This is a genomic window from Mycobacterium simiae, assembly GCF_010727605.1.
Classification (GTDB): Bacteria; Actinomycetota; Actinomycetes; order Mycobacteriales; family Mycobacteriaceae; genus Mycobacterium; species Mycobacterium simiae.
The window spans coordinates 1,853,344-1,870,127 of record NZ_AP022568.1; the positions used below are offsets into that span (position 1 = coordinate 1,853,344).

At 67.6% G+C, this 16,784-nt stretch carries 17 protein-coding genes; 8 read left to right on the forward strand and 9 right to left on the reverse strand.

The window, feature by feature from the left end:
- Nucleotides 1-117: 117 nt before the first annotated feature.
- Nucleotides 118-2,229: an acyltransferase family protein gene (locus G6N33_RS08570; RefSeq protein WP_408632791.1), complete on the forward strand. Its 2,112-nt coding sequence runs from the start codon at nucleotides 118-120 to the stop codon at nucleotides 2,227-2,229.
- 271 nt (nucleotides 2,230-2,500) lie between these two features.
- On the opposite strand, the gene G6N33_RS08575 is transcribed toward G6N33_RS08570, so the two are convergent.
- Nucleotides 2,501-3,193 (reverse strand): Rv0518 family GDSL lipase, encoded by a 693-nt coding sequence (locus tag G6N33_RS08575; RefSeq protein ID WP_044509708.1) that lies wholly within the window; start codon nucleotides 3,191-3,193, stop codon nucleotides 2,501-2,503.
- Between the two features lie 146 nt (nucleotides 3,194-3,339).
- The gene (locus G6N33_RS08580; RefSeq protein WP_044509707.1) at nucleotides 3,340-4,590 is read right to left on the reverse strand and encodes an acyltransferase family protein; all 1,251 of its coding nucleotides are present in this window, start codon (nucleotides 4,588-4,590) and stop codon (nucleotides 3,340-3,342) included.
- Nucleotides 4,591-4,889: 299 nt separating this feature from the next.
- On the opposite strand from G6N33_RS08580, the gene G6N33_RS08585 reads away from it, so the two are divergent.
- Nucleotides 4,890-5,327 carry an STAS domain-containing protein gene (locus tag G6N33_RS08585; RefSeq protein WP_044512812.1) on the forward strand — a complete coding sequence of 146 codons (438 nt, stop codon included), beginning with the start codon at nucleotides 4,890-4,892 and terminating at the stop codon, nucleotides 5,325-5,327.
- Here G6N33_RS08585 and G6N33_RS08590 read toward each other — a convergent pair.
- The 7 genes from G6N33_RS08590 to G6N33_RS08620 form a co-directional block, all read right to left on the reverse strand.
- The gene (locus tag G6N33_RS08590; protein ID WP_044509706.1) at nucleotides 5,311-5,568 is read right to left on the reverse strand and encodes a hypothetical protein; all 258 of its coding nucleotides are present in this window, start codon (nucleotides 5,566-5,568) and stop codon (nucleotides 5,311-5,313) included. The genes G6N33_RS08585 and G6N33_RS08590 overlap by 17 nt on opposite strands.
- Complete coding sequence (locus G6N33_RS08595; protein ID WP_044509705.1) at nucleotides 5,565-6,116, reverse strand: DUF3093 family protein; 552 nt, start codon at nucleotides 6,114-6,116, stop codon at nucleotides 5,565-5,567. Before G6N33_RS08595 ends, G6N33_RS08590 begins: the two co-directional genes overlap by 4 nt.
- A 39-nt stretch (nucleotides 6,117-6,155) precedes the next feature.
- On the reverse strand, nucleotides 6,156-7,136 hold the full coding sequence (gene hemB, locus G6N33_RS08600; RefSeq protein WP_044509704.1) for a porphobilinogen synthase: 981 nt from the start codon (nucleotides 7,134-7,136) through the stop codon (nucleotides 6,156-6,158).
- Nucleotides 7,137-7,139: 3 nt separating this feature from the next.
- Nucleotides 7,140-8,810, reverse strand: coding sequence for a bifunctional uroporphyrinogen-III C-methyltransferase/uroporphyrinogen-III synthase (locus G6N33_RS08605; RefSeq protein WP_044509702.1), 1,671 nt, complete (start codon nucleotides 8,808-8,810; stop codon nucleotides 7,140-7,142).
- 31 nt (nucleotides 8,811-8,841) lie between these two features.
- Nucleotides 8,842-9,789: a hydroxymethylbilane synthase gene (gene hemC, locus G6N33_RS08610; RefSeq protein WP_044512810.1), complete on the reverse strand. Its 948-nt coding sequence runs from the start codon at nucleotides 9,787-9,789 to the stop codon at nucleotides 8,842-8,844.
- 13 nt (nucleotides 9,790-9,802) lie between these two features.
- Nucleotides 9,803-11,179: a glutamyl-tRNA reductase gene (locus G6N33_RS08615; RefSeq protein WP_044509701.1), complete on the reverse strand. Its 1,377-nt coding sequence runs from the start codon at nucleotides 11,177-11,179 to the stop codon at nucleotides 9,803-9,805.
- 122 nt (nucleotides 11,180-11,301) lie between these two features.
- Complete coding sequence (locus G6N33_RS08620) at nucleotides 11,302-11,559, reverse strand: glutaredoxin family protein (RefSeq protein WP_044509700.1); 258 nt, start codon at nucleotides 11,557-11,559, stop codon at nucleotides 11,302-11,304.
- A gap of 84 nt (nucleotides 11,560-11,643) precedes the next feature.
- Here G6N33_RS08620 and G6N33_RS08625 point away from each other — a divergent pair, with 84 nt between their 5' ends.
- The 6 genes from G6N33_RS08625 (at nucleotide 11,644) to G6N33_RS08650 (ending at nucleotide 16,782) form a co-directional block, all read left to right on the forward strand.
- The gene (locus G6N33_RS08625) at nucleotides 11,644-11,955 is read left to right on the forward strand and encodes a WXG100 family type VII secretion target (RefSeq protein WP_044509699.1); all 312 of its coding nucleotides are present in this window, start codon (nucleotides 11,644-11,646) and stop codon (nucleotides 11,953-11,955) included.
- Nucleotides 11,948-12,238: a WXG100 family type VII secretion target gene (locus tag G6N33_RS08630; protein ID WP_044509698.1), complete on the forward strand. Its 291-nt coding sequence runs from the start codon at nucleotides 11,948-11,950 to the stop codon at nucleotides 12,236-12,238. Before G6N33_RS08625 ends, G6N33_RS08630 begins: the two co-directional genes overlap by 8 nt.
- 4 nt (nucleotides 12,239-12,242) lie before the next feature.
- Complete coding sequence (locus tag G6N33_RS08635) at nucleotides 12,243-14,564, forward strand: ADP-ribosyltransferase (protein WP_044509697.1); 2,322 nt, start codon at nucleotides 12,243-12,245, stop codon at nucleotides 14,562-14,564.
- Nucleotides 14,565-14,610: 46 nt separating this feature from the next.
- A complete protein-coding gene (locus G6N33_RS08640; RefSeq protein ID WP_044512809.1) occupies nucleotides 14,611-14,823 on the forward strand; it encodes a hypothetical protein in 213 nt (70 codons plus the stop codon).
- Nucleotides 14,824-15,311: 488 nt separating this feature from the next.
- On the forward strand, nucleotides 15,312-16,223 hold the full coding sequence (locus G6N33_RS08645; protein ID WP_044509696.1) for an HAD family hydrolase: 912 nt from the start codon (nucleotides 15,312-15,314) through the stop codon (nucleotides 16,221-16,223).
- 46 nt (nucleotides 16,224-16,269) lie between these two features.
- A complete protein-coding gene (locus G6N33_RS08650) occupies nucleotides 16,270-16,782 on the forward strand; it encodes an FAS1-like dehydratase domain-containing protein (RefSeq protein ID WP_044509695.1) in 513 nt (170 codons plus the stop codon).
- Nucleotides 16,783-16,784: the final 2 nt, after the last annotated feature.

A 16,784-nucleotide genomic window follows, 5' to 3' on the forward strand; every position in this document is an offset into this window, starting at 1 on the left:
GCAGTCCGGCAGGAAACCATCGCCAACCCGCCCCCGGAAGCGGGTGGTAGTCCCAACCGACACATACCGCGACGCGGCTTCCGCCCGGACATCGAGGGTTTGCGGGCGGTCGCGGTGATGGCCGTGGTGCTCTATCACGCGGGCGTGCCCGGCACCGGTGGCGGTTTCATCGGCGTCGACGTCTTCTTCGTGATCTCCGGCTTCCTCATTACCGGTCTGCTCTGGCGCGAGGTCAGCACCTCAAATACCGTTGCGCTGGGCCGCTTTTACGGTGCCCGCGCCCGCCGCCTGATGCCGGCCGCCGCTACCGTCGCCGTGCTGACCGCTGTCGTGGCGGCCGCCGTGCTGCCGCCGCTGCAAGCGCGCGACGTCTTCCTCGACGGCATCGCTAGCGCGCTTTACGTCGGCAACTACCGGTTCGCCATCCAGGGCACCGATTACCTGACCGCGGGCGTGCCGTCGCCGTTCCAGCACTACTGGTCGCTCGGCGTGGAGGAACAGTTCTATCTGGTGTGGCCGGTGCTGATCATCGTGACCGCCTGGCTGGTCGGTCGGGTGCGCCGCGCCGCCAATCCCGATTCCAATCCCGATTCCAATCCCGATTCCAGGCCCGATTCCAGGCCCGATTCCCAGGCGCGGGCGTGGCCGTACGCGATGGTGCTGGCGTCGGTCGCCGCCGCCTCGCTGACGGCGGCTGTGCTGTGCACCCGCACCTCCCCGCCGTGGGCGTTCTTCTCGCTGCCCACCCGCGCGTGGGAGCTGGCCGCCGGCGGCCTGGTGGCGCTGTCGATCCAGCAGTGGCGGCGGCTGCCGCTGCTGCCGGCGGCGATCGTCGGGTGGGGCGGCCTGGCGCTGATCGGGCTGACCTGCACCCAGCTGGGACCGGCCACTCCCTATCCCGGAACCGCGGCGCTGCTGCCCGTGTTGGGCACCGCGCTGGTGATCGGGGCCGGAAGCGCGACCGGCAGCCTAGGTGTCGGCCGCCTGCTGTGCCGGCCGTCGATGCGCGCCGTCGGGCGGGTGTCCTACTCCTGGTATTTGTGGCACTGGCCGGTGCTGTTGCTGATGCCGCAGCTGTTGGGCGACCCGGCCGGCTTACCGGCCCGGTTGGCCGCGACCGCCGTTTCTGCCGGCCTCGCGGTGGTGACCTTCCATCTGGTGGAGAATCCCGGCCGGTTCGCCGCGGCCCTGCGCCGCTCGGCGAAGGCGAGTTTGATCGTCGCCGGGGTCGCCAGCGCGGTCACCGCGTCGGCATGCATGGTGTTGCTGACGCTAATTCCGGTTCCGGTCGGTCACGGCCCGGCCGCCTCGAAAGCCACCATTTTGGCGCTGCCGTCAGCCAATCCGCACGCCGCCGATCCGCGCGAGGCCGTCGTGCAGCAGGCCTTCGCGCAGGTGCGCGGTGCCGTCGCGGCGGGGGCGGACCTGCATGCCGTACCAGCCAACCTGGACCCGCCGCTCGCCGCGGCACCGGGCGACAAGGCCGCCGTGTTTGTCAACGGCTGTGTGCGGTCCTGGCGCGACATCGGCCAAGCCGAGTGCGCGGCGGGCGACATCGGTTCGCCGACAACGGTTGCCCTGATTGGTGATTCGCACGCGGCGATGTGGAACCCGGCCCTGCAGCAGGTGGCCGAGCAGCGGCATTGGCGACTGGAGACGATGGCCAAGGTGACCTGTCCGGTGCAGGACCTGCCCATCGACAGCCCGTATCTGGGGCGCGAGTACACCGAGTGCGAACAGTGGCGCGGCCAGGTGCTGGCCCGGGTAGCCACCGAACATCCACGCCTGGTGGTGTTGGACATGAGTCGGCGCTACGGCGACGATTTCGGTTTCGCGTCCTACGATCCGGCGTGGATCGACACATTGGGCCGCACCGTGGGGCAGCTGCGCCGCTCCGGGGCGACCGTGCTGGTCCTCGGTCCGGCCCCGGACCCGCAAGCCCCAGTGCCCACCTGCCTGTCCGGGCATCTGGACGACGCCGCCGCGTGTGCACCGGGCCGGTCGGTCGCGGTCAACGACGGCGGCATCGCCGCGGAGCGGACGGCGACCACCGGGAACGGCGGCCACTATGCCGACCTCACCGACCTGTTCTGCACCGCGCAGCGCTGCCCGGTAATCATCGGTAACACCCTGGTGTTTCGGGACGACAACCACGTCACAACCGAATACGCACAACTGCTCGCACCGGTGCTGGGTGCACTGGTCGATCAGGCCATAACGGACGGATGACGTTGCGATGACTTTCTTTGCAAATGAACCCCACGGGAAAACCGAACGTGTTAGGAATGAAAGGGTTTTGGAGGTTTGAAATGTCCCCGCTGTTGCTGGTCTGCATCGCGGCTGTTACGCCAGTCGCCGGAATTGGGTTGATGCACCTGCAAGCACGCCTGGAACAGTGGGACTACGAGCGGCACGCCGAAGACTAGCGCCTTTGTTGACGCGAAATCCGTTGCGCGACTGATGCTTTGACGGCCAGGTCGGCGAAAATCTCGCTGCTGTGCTAGGTGAGCAGTTGGGTGCGAATCAGCGGTGCGATCTTGTCGGCCATGTATCGATGTCCAGCGTCGTTGGGGTGCACCCCGTCCGGTCCGATCAGGTCGGGACGGTCGACGAACCACCGCGCGCTGATCGGGTCGGCGAACGCCGCTCCCGCGGCGTGCGCCTCGGAGTTCAGTACGTCGCGAATCTGCAGGATGTCGGCGGGCACGTCGGCGGTCGGCCAGGGCGGACCGATCACCAGGAATCGCGCTGACGGAGCCAGGATGCGGGCCAGGGTGAAGGTGTCGCGGACCCGTCCGGCCAGTAGGCCGAGATCGGAGCCCTGGTCGTTGCGGGAGCCGAAGAACACCACCAGCACATCCTCGGACTTGGCCACCCGCGCGGTGAGGTCTTCGAAGATGCTGCCGTGGTCGCCGGGCACGACGTAACCGGCCCGGCCCTCGGCCGCGACGTCGGGGGCGATCTGCATCCCCCGCTTGGTGAGTGCCTGCCAGGTCAGCGCGGTCCATGCCTTCGGTCCCAGGCCGCCCAAGTCAGTGCCGGTGGTGTAGGAGTCGCCGACCACCGCGATGTGGGAAAGCCGCGAGCCCCGCGTAACGACGTCGTAGCCGCGCGTACCCGGGTGGTGCGTCACGGCCCCGATCATCGCGGCCACCAGGGCGAGATTCACGGCGAACGCGGCCAGTCGACTCACGCGTGCCTCCCCCTGTCCCCGGTTTCGCTGTGATGCAACGCGATCAGCACAGGACAAACTACCAGTGCGACGCGCCTACCACAGCCGAATACGGCCCCGAGAGGTCGTGGGGCACAGCATGATTCGTCAGGGAAATGAGGCCGTGATCACACCGCGCGGGCGGAGACCGAGTCCAGCCCGCCGTCGATGGGACGCACCTTGGCCGGTTCCCCGGACTCGGTCGGCGGATTCGCGGGCCGGACATCGACCATCCGGCGCATCCAGCGTCGGGCCGGCTCCTCGACGACGTGGTACAGCAGGCTGGACAGCGTCAGAGCGATCACGATGAGGCCGAGAATGTTCCACTTCCAGGGCGAGTCGGACTCCCAGGGCTTGAGTTCGAACTGCTCGACCGCCCATCCCCACGTGGTGTGCACCAGCTCGTGCACCATGTACAGGCAGAACGAGATCTGCCCGCCGTAGACCATCACCCGGGTGGCCAGCAGCCTCGGCAGGCTGCCCAGGCCGACCGCCAGCGTGATCACCAGCGGAATGAACAGCACGTCGACCACCCCGCCGCTGTCGTTCTCCACGACACCGCTGATCGGGTGGGTGCTGAACCAGTACAGGACGCCCACGACCGCGGCCACCAGCAGCAGGGAGACGTAGCCGGCGATGTGGCGGCCACGCTCGGTCAGCCGTAATCGGCGGACGGCCGCGCAGGCCAGCGCGCCCGCGGCGAACTGCGTCACGATCCGCGGCAGCCAGCTCCACGGGGTGTAAAAGTGCCCGCTGGCCAACAGCAGCACCACCGGCGGCAGCGAGGCCGCCACAGCCAGCCACATCAGAGTCCGCGCCCGGGTTGCCAGCTTCATCCGGAACACCACCAGCGCCAGCACGCCGAACAGCAGGTAGGCCAGCCATTCCGCGCTGATCGACCAGGCCGGCCCATCCCAGCTGGTCCCGTCGAAGAACGGCTCGAACCACAACTGCACGAGCAACACCTGACGCACATAGCTGATAGCGGTGAGATCGCTGGCTTCGGGCAGCGGGACGTGTCCCACGTGCAGCGACAGGATCACCAACAGGGCCGCCAGGTGCAGGGTCACCAGGTACACCGGCCACACCCGGGCCAGCCGCAACCACAAGAAGTGCAGGGTGGCCCGCGTCGACCAGGACCGGCCCATCCGGTCCAGGTAGTTCCACGTCAACACGAACCCGCTGAGGATGAAGAACAGGTCGACGCCCTGCGCGCCGCAGTTGAGTACCGGCGCGAGGCTTTCCCGGAAATCGGGCGAGATGTCGCTGAGCATCGGCCGGAAGTGAAACAGCACGACCCACACGGCGGCGACGATGCGGAGTCCCGTCAGGGCCTTGATCTCGCCTTTGATCTCGCCCGTGGTCTCTCGGCTGGGCACAGGGCTTTCTTTCGGGTGTGGACTCTGCAGTTTCTTTCGCTTCTCACCGGCTGACCGGGCATTTCGCCCTATCACAAGCCCCCCGACTCGCAACCGGCAGCCAGAGCAGCCTAACAGCGTGGCGGTCCCGATGGTGTCACGGCGACGGCGTGGCCGCGTCGTTGCCGGCCCAGCTTCAGGGTGGCCAGCTTTTTAGCAAACAGTTAGAGGCGGCTTCCGGTCCCCTTAGGTTTCGGGGGCACCGTAGGAGTTAGCTTCGGTCGGCGTCGTGTCGGCCTTCGCCAGAAATGGGGGCCTTGATGACGATGGCAATTTCGGCTCGACAGGGAAACGGCAGTCTTGACTGCGGTGGCGCCCAGGTCCGCGCCCACTGCCGGCACCTCGCGACGGTGGTGACCGTCCGAGGTGAAGTCGACGCCGCCAACGTCGATCGGGTCGGCGCCTGCCTTCGCCGTTTCCTCGTCGGGGACAACCCCGTCGTCCTGGACATCAGCGACACTGAGCATTTCGCCGGCGCGGGGTTGTCGCTGCTGTCCACATTCGACGAGGACTGCCGCCGGGCTGGGGTGCAGTGGACCTTGGTCGCGGGTCCCGAAGTGGTCGCGCAGCTGACCGACAGCGACGGCGAGTGCGTGCTCCCGGCGGTGGGTTCGGTACCCGAGGCCTTCGGCGACCTCGCCGACGCCGTGGTCTTCCGCCGCCGTTTGGCGTTGCCGCTGATCAGGAAGTCGGCGTAGCGGCGCGGGCGCGCCGCAATCGGGCGGTCCCGAGGACGGCCAACACCGCAGCGGTCATCGCTAACAGCATGGCCAGCAGCAGTAGCTGCGGGTTGTACACCAGCGCCGTGGTCGACGGCTGCCCATCGGTAACGGGCGCGACGGCGACGGTGTGGCGCGCGTGCAGCCAGCAGACCCCGACGCCGACCAGCGCCACACCGGCCAGGCCCAGCTCGAGCAGAGCTCGTATGCGGGCGCTCACAGCTGCGCCCCGTCGTCGTCGTGTCGGTCGAGATCGGCGACGTCCGATCGGGCCGGCTCCACGCGTTCCTGCACCAGTGGGGTGAGCGCGTCACGCAGTTGGCGGTGGCGTTTGGCCCACGCCTGCGCCGTGCGCCCCTCGGTGAGCTTCAGGCCGATACCGGTCCGGCCACGGGGGACGCCGAACAGTTCGCCGAGCGCCCGCGACGTCTGCCACTTGGCCAGTTCCTTGTCCGAATTGGCCGGATTCTTCGGTTCCGGGAAGACCTTGACGATCTCGCGCACCAGCAGCGTCTCGGTGCCCTGGCGCAGCGCGTCGGGAGTCAGTTCGACCGACACGTGGATCCGCGCGGCCTTCACCTGCAGCGAGATGAACGCTGACACCATTACCAAGAAGATGGCCGGCACCCACAGCGATATCGGGGCGCCGCTCCACACTTCGATCAGGATCATCGCCGCCGCCGCGGCCGGGCCCGACAGCACCCACAGCCAGCTGGCGCCGGGTTCGTAGAACAGCGGCCTGGCGTTGACGTCTTTGGCTGTGGTCATTGGAGCCTCATCCCGTGATTGTTACCGCCGATGCGGCCGTCAGGAAAGCCAACCCGCCGCGTCGGCGGCCCAATAGCTGAGCACGATGTCGGCGCCGGCGCGGCGGATGCTGATCAGCGATTCCAGTGCCGCCGCTCGTCCGTCGATCCAATTATTCTGTGCCGCAGCACAAATCATTGCGTATTCGCCCGACACTTGGTACGCGGCCACCGGGACCGGCGACACGTCCGCCGCAGCGGCCAGCACGTCGAGATACCCGAGTGCGGGTTTGACCATGATGATGTCGGCACCCTCGTCGATATCTAATTCGATCTCGCGCAACGCTTCGCGGGCATTGCCGGGTTCCTGTTGGTAGGTCCGACGATCGCCGGACAGGCTCGAGCTCACCGCTTCCCGGAACGGGCCGTAGAAAGCCGACGCGAACTTCGCTGCATAGGCCAGGATCACCACGTCGGCATAGCCGGCGGCGTCCAGGCCGTCGCGAATGGCCCCGACCTGGCCGTCCATCATCCCGCTCGGGCCCACCACGTGGGCACCGGATTCCGCTTGTGCCACAGCTAGTTTCACGTAACGGCTCAAAGTCGCGTCATTGTCGACGCGACCCCGGGCGTCGAGCACGCCGCAGTGACCGTGATCGGTGAACTCGTCGAGGCAGGTGTCGGCCATCAACACCGTCGCGTCACCGAGATCCTTGGCCAGATCGCGAAGTGCCACGTTGAGAATGCCGTCCGGGTCGGTGCCCGCCGAACCGGCGGCATCCTTGTCTTCGTCGCACGGCACACCGAACAACATCAGTCCGCCCACCCCCGCGGCCACCGCGTCGGCGGCGGCGTGGCGCAGCGAATCGCGGGTGTGCTGCACCACGCCCGGCATGGACGGGATCGGTCGCGGCTCGTCGATGCCGTCGGCAACGAAGATCGGGAGCACCAGATGCCTTGGCTCCAAAGACGTTTGCGCGACCAGGCGACGCAGGGCGGGGGTGGAGCGCAGCCGGCGCGGCCGCTGGCGCGGGTACGCCATCGGTTAGCGCCTGCGGCTCTTCTTACGTGGCGGTGGCAGCGCTCCCTCGGCGCGCAACCGCGCAGCGTGCTCGGCCAGGGCGTCGACCAGCGGGCCAATGGCCGCCGTCTCGGGCTGCACATCCACCCGTAGCCCGAATTCAGCCGCGGTCTCCGCGGTCTTGGGGCCGATGCAAGCAATGATGGTGCGCGCGTGAGGTTTACCGGCAATGCCGACCAGGTTGCGCACCGTCGAGCTAGAGGTGAAGCACACCGCGTCGAAGCCGCCCGTCTTGATCATTTCACGGGTGGCTGCTGGCGGCGGTGCCGCGCGCACCGTCCGGTAGGCGGTGACATCCTCGATCTCCCAGCCGCGCTCACGCAGCCCCTCGGCCAGCGTCTCGGTGGCGATGTCGGCGCGCGGCAGCAGCACCCGGTTGACCGGGTCGAAAATGCTGTCGTAGGGCGGGAAGTCGTCGAGCAGTCCCAGCGAGGACTGCTCGCCGGCCGGCACCAGCTCGGGGCTGATCCCGAACGCCCGGACCCGGTCAGCCGTCGACTCACCGACACAGGCGATCTTCACACCGGAGAATGCGCGGGCGTCCAGACCGAACTCGCCGAACTTCTCCCACACCGCACGCACCGCGTTGGTCGAGGTGAACACGACCCACTGGAACCGGCCGTCGACCAGTCCCTTGACGGCACGCTCCATCTGGGCGGGGCTGCGTGGGGGTTCGACGGCGATGGTCGGCACTTCCACCGGCAGCGCGCCGTAGGACGTCAGCCGCTCGCTCATCTCGCCGGCCTGGTCCTTGGTGCGCGGCACCAGCACGGTCCAGCCGTACAGGGCTCGACTCTCCCACCAGTTCAGCTTCGACCGGCTGTTCACCGTCTTGCCGATGGTCACCACCAGCGGCCCGGTCAACGGGCCGGCCGGGTCGCCGGCACCGGCCACGACGGCCGGATCGGTCAGCCCCTGCAACGTCGTTTCGACCGACCGCTGCTGACAGGTGGTGCCCTGCGCGGTCACCACGCACGGCGTCGCCTCGGACAATTCGTGCTCGATCAGGGTGCGGGCCGCCTCGGCCAGATGCGTCGGGGTGGCCTGCAGGATCAACGGTCCGGGAGCCGCCGCCAGTGCCTCCCAATCCACATTCGGGTCGCGCACATCGGCCACCGTGTGCGAGGAACCCAGCGGCAGACCCGCGTAGGTCGGCACCGCGCTGGTCGGCGCCAGCCCCGGGACGATCTCGACATGCAGGTGGGTCCGCGCGACGGCGTTCACCTCGCTGATCACCGCGTCGAGCGTCAGCGGATCACCGGCCACCAGGCGCACCACGTCGACCCCCGCACGGGCCTCGGCCGTCAGCGTCTTGGCCACCTCGGCGGGCTCACCCAGCGCCGGACGGACGTCGGCACCGCCGGACAGCACCGCGGGTGCGGTCGACGGTGCGTCGCCATCGGTTGAGCCCTCGGTGGGCCCCACCGGCGGGTCGGCAGGCGCCGGGCCCGACACGGGCGGCAAGTCCGTACCGATCAGCGCCAGCACCGGCTCGGGCACGTCGGGATCGGTGAATACCAAGGCCGCGTTGGCCAGCACGGTGGCCGCCCGCGTGGTCAACAATCCCGGGTCACCCGGGCCGGAACCCACGAACGTGATGCGGCCCGGTCTCGGCTTGCGCCCTCGCGTCGTCATTGTCGCTCCCAAGTCATCCTTTTGAGGTCGTTCAGTTCTCGTGCGCGGGATCGCGCCGCGCTTGGCCAATCAGCTCCCCGGCGCCCAACTCCAATAGCTCCGCAGCCACCGAGAGCCCCAGTTCTCGGGCCCGCTCGGGGGCGCCGATGCCGGACGCACGGATCACGTCGGACCCGTCCAGCGCCGCCACACAGCCGCGCAGCGACAGCTCATCGAAGACCCGCCCGTCCTCATCGATGGACTCGACCACCTCGGCGATCGCCCCCACCGGTGCGGAACAGCCGGCCTCCAATTCGGCCAACAAGGCTCGCTCTGCGGTGATCGCCGCGCGCGTCTCCGCGTGGTCCAGCTCCGCCAGCACCGCCGCGAGCCGACCGTCTTCGGCGCGGCATTCGACGGCGAGCGCACCCTGAGCCGGTGCTGGCAACATTTGCACCGGCTCTAGCGTCTCGGTGACATCCGCGAGGCGGCCCAGTCGAGCCAGTCCGGCTCGGGCCACCACGACGGCGTCAAGATCACCACTGCTTACCCTGTTCAACCTGGTATCTAGGTTGCCTCGTAGGGGGCGGATTTCCAAACCGAGACCCAATGCTCTAAGCTGTGCGGCCCGTCGCGGGGACGATGTGCCCACCAGCGCGCCCGCCGGCAACTCACCGAGCACCATTCCGTCGCGGGCCACCAGGGCGTCGCGAGGGTCGTTGCGCGGCGGTATCGCCGCGATCGTGAACCTCGGATCGTCGGCGGTGGGCAAATCCTTATGCGAGTGCACGGCGGCGTCGACGCGGCCATCCTGGATGGCCTCGCGCAGCGCGGTGGTGAAGGCTCCCACGCCGAGAGTTTCGATGGGAGCCGACGACCGGTCGCCGGCCGTGCTGATGATCACCAACTCGGCGGGGTGGCCGTTGGCGATGAGTGCGTCCCTGACGCCGGAAGCCTGGGTGGTGGCCAACAGGCTGCCCCGCGTGCCGATACGGATCACGTGCGCCAATCGGTTACTCGGCGGATTGCTGCGTGCCGGCGTCGAATCCCATTGGCACTGCTGGCAATTCGCCCGCGGCGACGGCGGCTACGGAGTCGATGGCGGTCTGGTCGAGTTCGAACAATTCCCGCAGGGCCTCGGCGTAGCTGTCGCCGCCGGGAGCGCTGGCGAGTTGCTTGATGCGGACCGTGGGCGCGTGCAGCAGTTTGTCGACCACCCGGCGGACGGTGCGCGCCACCTCCTCGCGCTGGGCGCTTTCCAGACCCGGGAGCCGGTTTTCCAGCCGCAGCAGTTCGGCTTCGACGACGTCGGCGGCGCGCTGGCGCAACGCCGTCACCGTCGGGGTCACCTCGGCCATCCGCTGCCCCGCCAGGTAGGCGGCCACCTCGGCGGCCACGATGTGGCGTGCCTGGTCGACGTCGCCCGCGGCGGCGTGCGCGGCGGGTTCATGTTGAATGCGTTCGACGTCGACGACCCACACGCCGGGCAGCCCGGCCACGGCAGGGTCGACATCGCGCGGCATGCCCAGGTCGCAGATCAGCAGCGGGCGACGCGCTTCGTCGCGCTGCGCGGCGGCCAGCGCGTGGTGCACGTCGGCCAGTGACACGACGGGACTCACGGCGCCCGTACAGCTGACCACGATGTCGGCGTCGGCCAGCGCGTCGGCCAGCCGGTCCAGGGTCAGCGCCTGAGCCCGCACCCCCGCGTCGCGGATCTTGCGGACCAGCCGTTGCCCCCGGGCCAACGATCGGTTGACCACCAGGATGTGGTCGACGCCGGCCCGAATCAGGTGGGTCGCCGACAGCGCGCCCATCGACCCGGCCCCCACGACCACCGCCGTCTTGCCGGTCAGCCCGCCTACCTTGCGGTCGGCCATGCCCAGGGCGACCGAGACCACCGAGACGCCGGCGGAGTCGATGGCCGTTTCGGAATGCACCCGCTTGCCCACCGACAGCGCGCGTTGCGCCAACTCGTGCAGTACCCGCCCGACGGTGCGGTTCGCCTCGGCGGCGGTGTAGGCACGGCGTACCTGACCCAGCACCTGCTGCTCGCCGACCACCGCGGAGTCCAGACCGCTGGCGACGGCGAACAGGTGCTCGACCGCGGCCTCGCTGTAGCGCACATAGGCGTACTTGGTGAGGTCGGCCATCGACATGCCGGAGTAATCGGAGAGCACCTGACCGATGACCGCCAAACCGCCGTGGAACGCGTCGACGACGGCGTAGACCTCGACCCGATTGCATGTCGAGAGCACCATGGCCTCGGTGACCAGCGGCGACTGCAGCACGCGCTCGATGATCTTGTTGCGATCGGATTCGTCGATACTGAGTTGTTCCAGGACGGAGACCGGCGCACTACGGTGCGAAACCCCGAAGAGCAGGATGCTCACGGCAGCATCACCTGGCCAGCTCCCTCGCTACTCCAGACAACAAACTGCTGTCTACGGTAAACGTTTATTCGGTGGGCTACCAAATATTGAGTCCGCGACCACAACGCACCCGGCCCGCGGCGTCAACGGGCGAGGTCGGCGCGCAGCCGCGGCTCGTCGATCTCCCAATAGCTGTGCTCCCGACCGTCCAGCAGGACGACCGGCAGCCGGTCGCCGAACTCGGCGCGTAGGCCGGGGTCGCCGGCCGCCGCCGCGGCGTCGACGTCGGTGCTGGAGAGGTCGAAGTCGAGTTCGCCGGCCAGCTCGGCCAGCCGCGCGTAGGCCCGCGCGCAGAGGGTGCACCCCTGACGGGTCAGCAGCTGCACCTTCGGGCGGGTCATGGCACCAGTGTGGCAGCGGCGAGGTGCGGTCTGGGCGGCTGAGGGTGAATTGTGGGCGGGCGCGGTTCTCAATAAGTTGCGGCTATGGCTGGCGAGAACGATCTGCGTGTCGACCCGACGATGATGCAGGGCTTTGCCCAGGCGCTGCTCGGTGGCGCGGAAGACCTGCGGGTGCGGCTGGCCGCGCTGGACGGGCAGGTCGGCGAGATGCTCGGTGGCTGGCAGGGCGGCTCGGGGCACGCCTACTGCGCGGCGTGGCAGCTGTGGCATCGCGGGGCAACCGAGGTCGAGGCGGGTTTGTCGATCCTGGCGGCGGCGGTAGCGCACGCCGGTCAAGGTTTTCAGCGCACCGAAGCTGTTTCTGCGCAAGCCATCCGGCAGGTGCACGATGTCTGATGCGTTCCGCGTGGACCCCGAGGCCCTGGCCGACGCCGTGCAGCGGATGGCGGACTTTCAGCGGTATGCCGAGAGCATGATCACCGAAATCGACTCTCTGGTAAGCAATTTGCACGCGACGTGGTCGGGTGAGGCGGCGTCGGCGCACGCGGAAGCGCATCAACATTGGGCCCGCGGCGAAGCGATGATGCGCGCGGCGTTGGCTCAGTTGCAGGCGGCGGGCGCCGGGGCCCACGACAACTACACCGGCGCGGTGGCAACGAACCTGGCGATGTGGTCGTGAGCTAATGGCCCCCCTGGGAGTCGACCCGGCGGCTCTCGACGCAGCGGGTACCGAGGTGGTCACGGCCGCCGACGGATTGGCCGCGGTGATGGCGACGCTGACGTCGGTCCTGTCGGGATGCGCCGGGATGGCTGGCGACGATCCCGCCGGCGCGGCGCTCGGTCGCAGCTACGACAGGGCGGCGGCCAAGCTCATCGAGGCCATGGCGGCGACCCGAAACGGATTGGGCAGCCTCGGAGCCGGCGTGCGGATGTCGGCGCACAACTACGCGCTGGCCGAGGCGATGTCCAACATCGGCGGCGGTGGCACCCCGCTTGCACCACCGTCGCCGCCGGGATTGGTTTCGGCCGGGCCGGCACCGTCCGCGGTGGGCAGCAGCGACGACGCCCCAGCGGGCTGGGGTTGGGTGGCCCCCTACATCGGAATGATCTGGCCCAACGGCGATTCGGCGAAGTTGCGCACGGCGGCCGCGGCCTGGAATGCGGCGGGCACGCAATTCGGGATCGGCGAGATCCTCGGAACCGGCACCCCGATGGGGGTTATTCGCGCACAACAGATTCCGGAGGGTGCGGCCATTGACCGCGCATTTGCCGACGCCTACAGCAGCACCACCGGCGTGGTGCAGCAGTGCCAGCAAGTCGCGACCCAACTCAACGGCTACGCGGCCAAGATCGACAAGGTCCACGCGGCGATTCTGGATCTGCTGTCTCGCATCTGCGATCCCCTGACCGGGGTCAAAGAGGTCTGGGACATTTTGACCGACCAAGACGAAGACGAGATCAAGAAGATCGCCGAGGACATCCGCACGGTGATCGACAACTTCAGGGCCGAGGTCGAGGCGCTGGAAGCCGAGATCGCGTCGACGCTCGCCGAGGCCACCACGATCGCCAGCACGATGGCCAACTACGCCGCCAAGCAATGGGATCAGTTCCTCCACACCACGGCCGTCGGGCACTTCGTCGACCTAGTCGGGCACGGCACCAAAGAGTTCGCCTCCGAGGCCGGCGGTTTCATCAAGGGGCTCTACGACATCAGCCAGGTGCGGCTGGTGCTCGACCCGATGGGCTACTTCCACGACATCAACAGCACGGCCCTTGGTGCCGCACCGCTCGTCGGCTTGGGCCCGGACGGTGGGCCCGGGGTGTTGCAGTCGTGGAAGACACTCGGCAAGGACGTCTCGCACTGGGACCAGTGGGCAACCGACCCGGCCGGCGCCCTCGGCCGGACGGTGTTCGACGGTCTCACGCTGGCCCTGCCCGGCGGGCCGCTCAGCAAGCTTGGCACCAAGAGTCGCACCGCCCTCGACGCGCTCAAGGACCTGAAGGCGCCGCCGCTGCCGAAGCTGCCCGACCCGCCGGCGGTGAAGCCACCGGAGGTCGCTAAGCCGCCTGCGGCGCCCGGTGTTAAGCCGCCGGAGCCCGGCAGCCCCGCGCCACCGCCAAAACCGGGCCCCGCGCCAGCCGGTGCGCCACTGCCGCACAGCCCCACCGAGCCCAAGCCGCCGGTCGGTGAAACGCCGAAACCAGCAGCGGCGCCGCCGAATTCAGCGGGCAAACCAGCGGTCGCCGTTCCCGGTGAAGCCCCGCATGCACCACACGGGCCGGTGTCGGGCCACGCGCCGACGGCCGCCGCGCCTCACCTGCCGTCAGCGCCTCACCTGCCGTCAGCGCCTCACCTGCCTACAACGCCACATCTGCCATCGGCGCCGTCTCTGCCTACAGGTGGTGGTGCCCCCGGCGAGGCACTCCCCCATGGCGGCAAGCCCCACGGCGGCGAACCAGGCGAGCACGGGCCGGGTGACGGGAAATCGCCTGCGGACGGCATGCCCCACCAACCCGGCGACGGTAACAATCCATTACCGACTAGCGCCCTTGACTTGGACGATCAGTCGGCACTCGGCGACTACACTGGGCTTGGCTACCGAGACCTGAATAACGCTCTTAGGATCGACGTATTGGACGCATCTCAACAGGCGCGTGTTGACGCGGTAACTCGAGCGCTCGAAAAGCTTCCGCCTTACGAAGGCCCGGTCATTCGCGGCACGAATGTACCGGCGGACGTGCTCGACCGGTATCTACCTGGCCAAGTGATTACCGAGCCCGCTTTTACGAGTACGACAACTCTGCGTGCCGTTGCAGAGGGCCCAGCATTCGCCGGGAACGCCGAGTTCAGAATTTTCTCGACCACCGGACGAGATGTATCATCTTTCTCAACCTATCCCGGCGAGCAGGAGATTTTATTTCCGCCCGGCACAAAGTTCTACGTTGTAAGCAAGACCGTCGATCCACAGACGGGTCGGACGATTATCGAAATGATTGAGCGCTAGACAGAACATTTGGCCAGTGCAGGAACGAACGGCAGGAGACTACACGATGAGCGAGAAAATCGCCGGGAAAATTTTTTCTACACCAGAGGAAGCCGGCGTGAGCCCGCCTACGGACGTAGAGCTGGCACGCGCACGAGAAGCATTCGACCAGTTTCAGCGCGAAGTGGATGCTATCGCTCCTGAGGATAAGATCAAGGAAATCTCGCCTAAGTTTTGGGACGACATTTCGGGTACCGAGTATGACCCGAAGAATCGCTAAATTTGCACTAGGTATTGCCCGCCACCAACTGGCTTGAATGGACCAAGTAGCCGCAGTCGGCTACTAAACGCGTACCGCTGGAGATATCTCTCTGGAAATGAAATTAGGCGGGATGCAGCGGCTTGGCTCCGCGATAACCGCGCTCGTATTGACGAACTGTTTTGCGACGCATCGGCGGCTATTAGCTGCGAAGCGTTGATCGCGCTCGAGAATGCAAACGCAGTAAAATATTGGGGTTCCCCCGAGCCATAGACCGGACGTCTCGCCCCGTGCGGCGTTTACGCAATGAGCCCGGATGCACGCGAAGCGCGCCGAACCTTGTGTCCGACAGGCTGTTTCGCATCCGTGCATGTGCCCACGCAAGCGAACATCCGTGGTGACATCGCTCCATGCCAGAGGTGTGACGCTACCGGCCTGATCTGGCGGATAGGGTTGATAGCGGTCGGCAACCGGCCACCGGGCGGCACGGCGATTTTGGAGGTGTGGCGATGACTTCCTCTGAGTCGGGTGGGTCCAACGGCGCAGATCCCGCCGTTCGCGTCGACTTGGAGTCGGTGGCGGCCAATGCCAGCGCGGCCCGCGCCCTCGAAGGCCTGCAGGAATCGACCGAGGGCCGCCCGCAACCGCCCATCGACCTGACCGCCGCCGCCTTCTTCGACGTGGACAACACGCTGGTGCAGGGTTCCTCGGCGGTGCACTTCGGACGTGGTCTGGCTGCCCGCAACTACTTCACATACCGCGACGTGCTGGGATTCATCTACGCGCAGGCCAAGTTTCAGCTCCTCGGCAAGGAGAACAGCAACGACGTCGCCGCCGGCCGGCGCAAGGCACTGACCTTCATCGAAGGCCGCTCGGTCGACGAGCTGGTCGCCCTCGGTGAGGAGATCTACGACGAAATCATCGCCGACAAGATCTGGGCGGGAACCCGCGAACTCACCCAAATGCACCTGGACGCCGGGCAGCAGGTGTGGCTGATCACGGCCACACCGTACGAGCTCGCCGCGACCATCGCCCGTCGACTCGGCCTGACAGGGGCGCTGGGAACGGTCGCCGAGTCCGTCGACGGCATCTTCACCGGCCGGCTGGTCGGCGACATCCTGCACGGGCCCGGTAAAGCGCACGCCGTGCGGTCGCTGGCGATCCGTGAGGGCCTCAACCTCAAGCGCTGCACCGCCTATTCCGACAGCTACAACGACGTGCCGATGCTGTCGCTGGTCGGCACCGCGGTCGCGATCAATCCCGACGCGCGGCTGCGCAGCCTGGCTCGCGAACGAGGCTGGGAGATCCGCGATTTTCGGACCGCCCGCAAGGCGGCGCGGATCGGGGTGCCCTCGGCGCTGGCACTCGGCGCCGCGGGTGGTGCACTGGCTGCGCTGGCCTCTCGGCGGCAATCACGCTGATAGGCTGCGCCGCTGAGCAACAATTCGAATGGAGAGCGGCAAAAGCATGACAACTCCAGAAGGCGCCGAAGGACTCATCGGTAGCCATTACCGAGCACCCGACTACTTCGAGGTGGGACGCGAAAAGATCCGCGAGTTCGCGGCCGCGGTGAAAGACGACCACCCGACGCACTTCAGCGAGGAGGCGGCCGCAGCGGCCGGCTACCCGGCTGTGGTGGCTCCACTGACCTTCCTCGCGATCGCCGGACGGCGCGTGCAGCTGGACATCTTCACCAAGTTCAGCATCCCGATCAATATTGCCCGGGTTCTGCACCGAGATCAGAAGTTCCGCTTTCACCGCCCGATCCTGGCTCACGATAGATTGCATTTCGACACCTACCTAGACTCGGTAATCGAGTCCCACGGCACCGTCATCGCGGAGATCCGCAGTGAGATCACGGATGCCGACGGGAAGCCGCTCATCACTAGCACCGTCACGATGCTGGGCGAGGCGGCACACCAAGAAGCCGGCGCTGAAGCAACCGTCGCCGCAATTGCATCCATATCTGCCGGAAAGTAGGG

What these genes read in the sequence shown, in the direction of transcription:
- G6N33_RS08570 (WP_408632791.1), top strand. Translation starts at nt 118, where the DNA reads ATGGCCGTGGTGCTCTATCACGCGGGCGTGCCCGGCACCGGTGGCGGT.
- G6N33_RS08585 (WP_044512812.1), top strand. Translation starts at nt 4,890, where the DNA reads ATGACGATGGCAATTTCGGCTCGACAGGGAAACGGCAGTCTTGACTGC.
- G6N33_RS08595 (WP_044509705.1), bottom strand. Translation starts at nt 6,116, where the DNA reads ATGACCACAGCCAAAGACGTCAACGCCAGGCCGCTGTTCTACGAACCC.
- hemB (WP_044509704.1), bottom strand. Translation starts at nt 7,136, where the DNA reads ATGGCGTACCCGCGCCAGCGGCCGCGCCGGCTGCGCTCCACCCCCGCC.
- G6N33_RS08605 (WP_044509702.1), bottom strand. Translation starts at nt 8,810, where the DNA reads ATGACGACGCGAGGGCGCAAGCCGAGACCGGGCCGCATCACGTTCGTG.
- G6N33_RS08620 (WP_044509700.1), bottom strand. Translation starts at nt 11,559, where the DNA reads ATGACCCGCCCGAAGGTGCAGCTGCTGACCCGTCAGGGGTGCACCCTC.
- G6N33_RS08625 (WP_044509699.1), top strand. Translation starts at nt 11,644, where the DNA reads ATGGCTGGCGAGAACGATCTGCGTGTCGACCCGACGATGATGCAGGGC.
- G6N33_RS08630 (WP_044509698.1), top strand. Translation starts at nt 11,948, where the DNA reads ATGTCTGATGCGTTCCGCGTGGACCCCGAGGCCCTGGCCGACGCCGTG.
- G6N33_RS08635 (WP_044509697.1), top strand. Translation starts at nt 12,243, where the DNA reads ATGGCCCCCCTGGGAGTCGACCCGGCGGCTCTCGACGCAGCGGGTACC.
- G6N33_RS08640 (WP_044512809.1), top strand. Translation starts at nt 14,611, where the DNA reads ATGAGCGAGAAAATCGCCGGGAAAATTTTTTCTACACCAGAGGAAGCC.
- G6N33_RS08645 (WP_044509696.1), top strand. Translation starts at nt 15,312, where the DNA reads ATGACTTCCTCTGAGTCGGGTGGGTCCAACGGCGCAGATCCCGCCGTT.
- G6N33_RS08650 (WP_044509695.1), top strand. Translation starts at nt 16,270, where the DNA reads ATGACAACTCCAGAAGGCGCCGAAGGACTCATCGGTAGCCATTACCGA.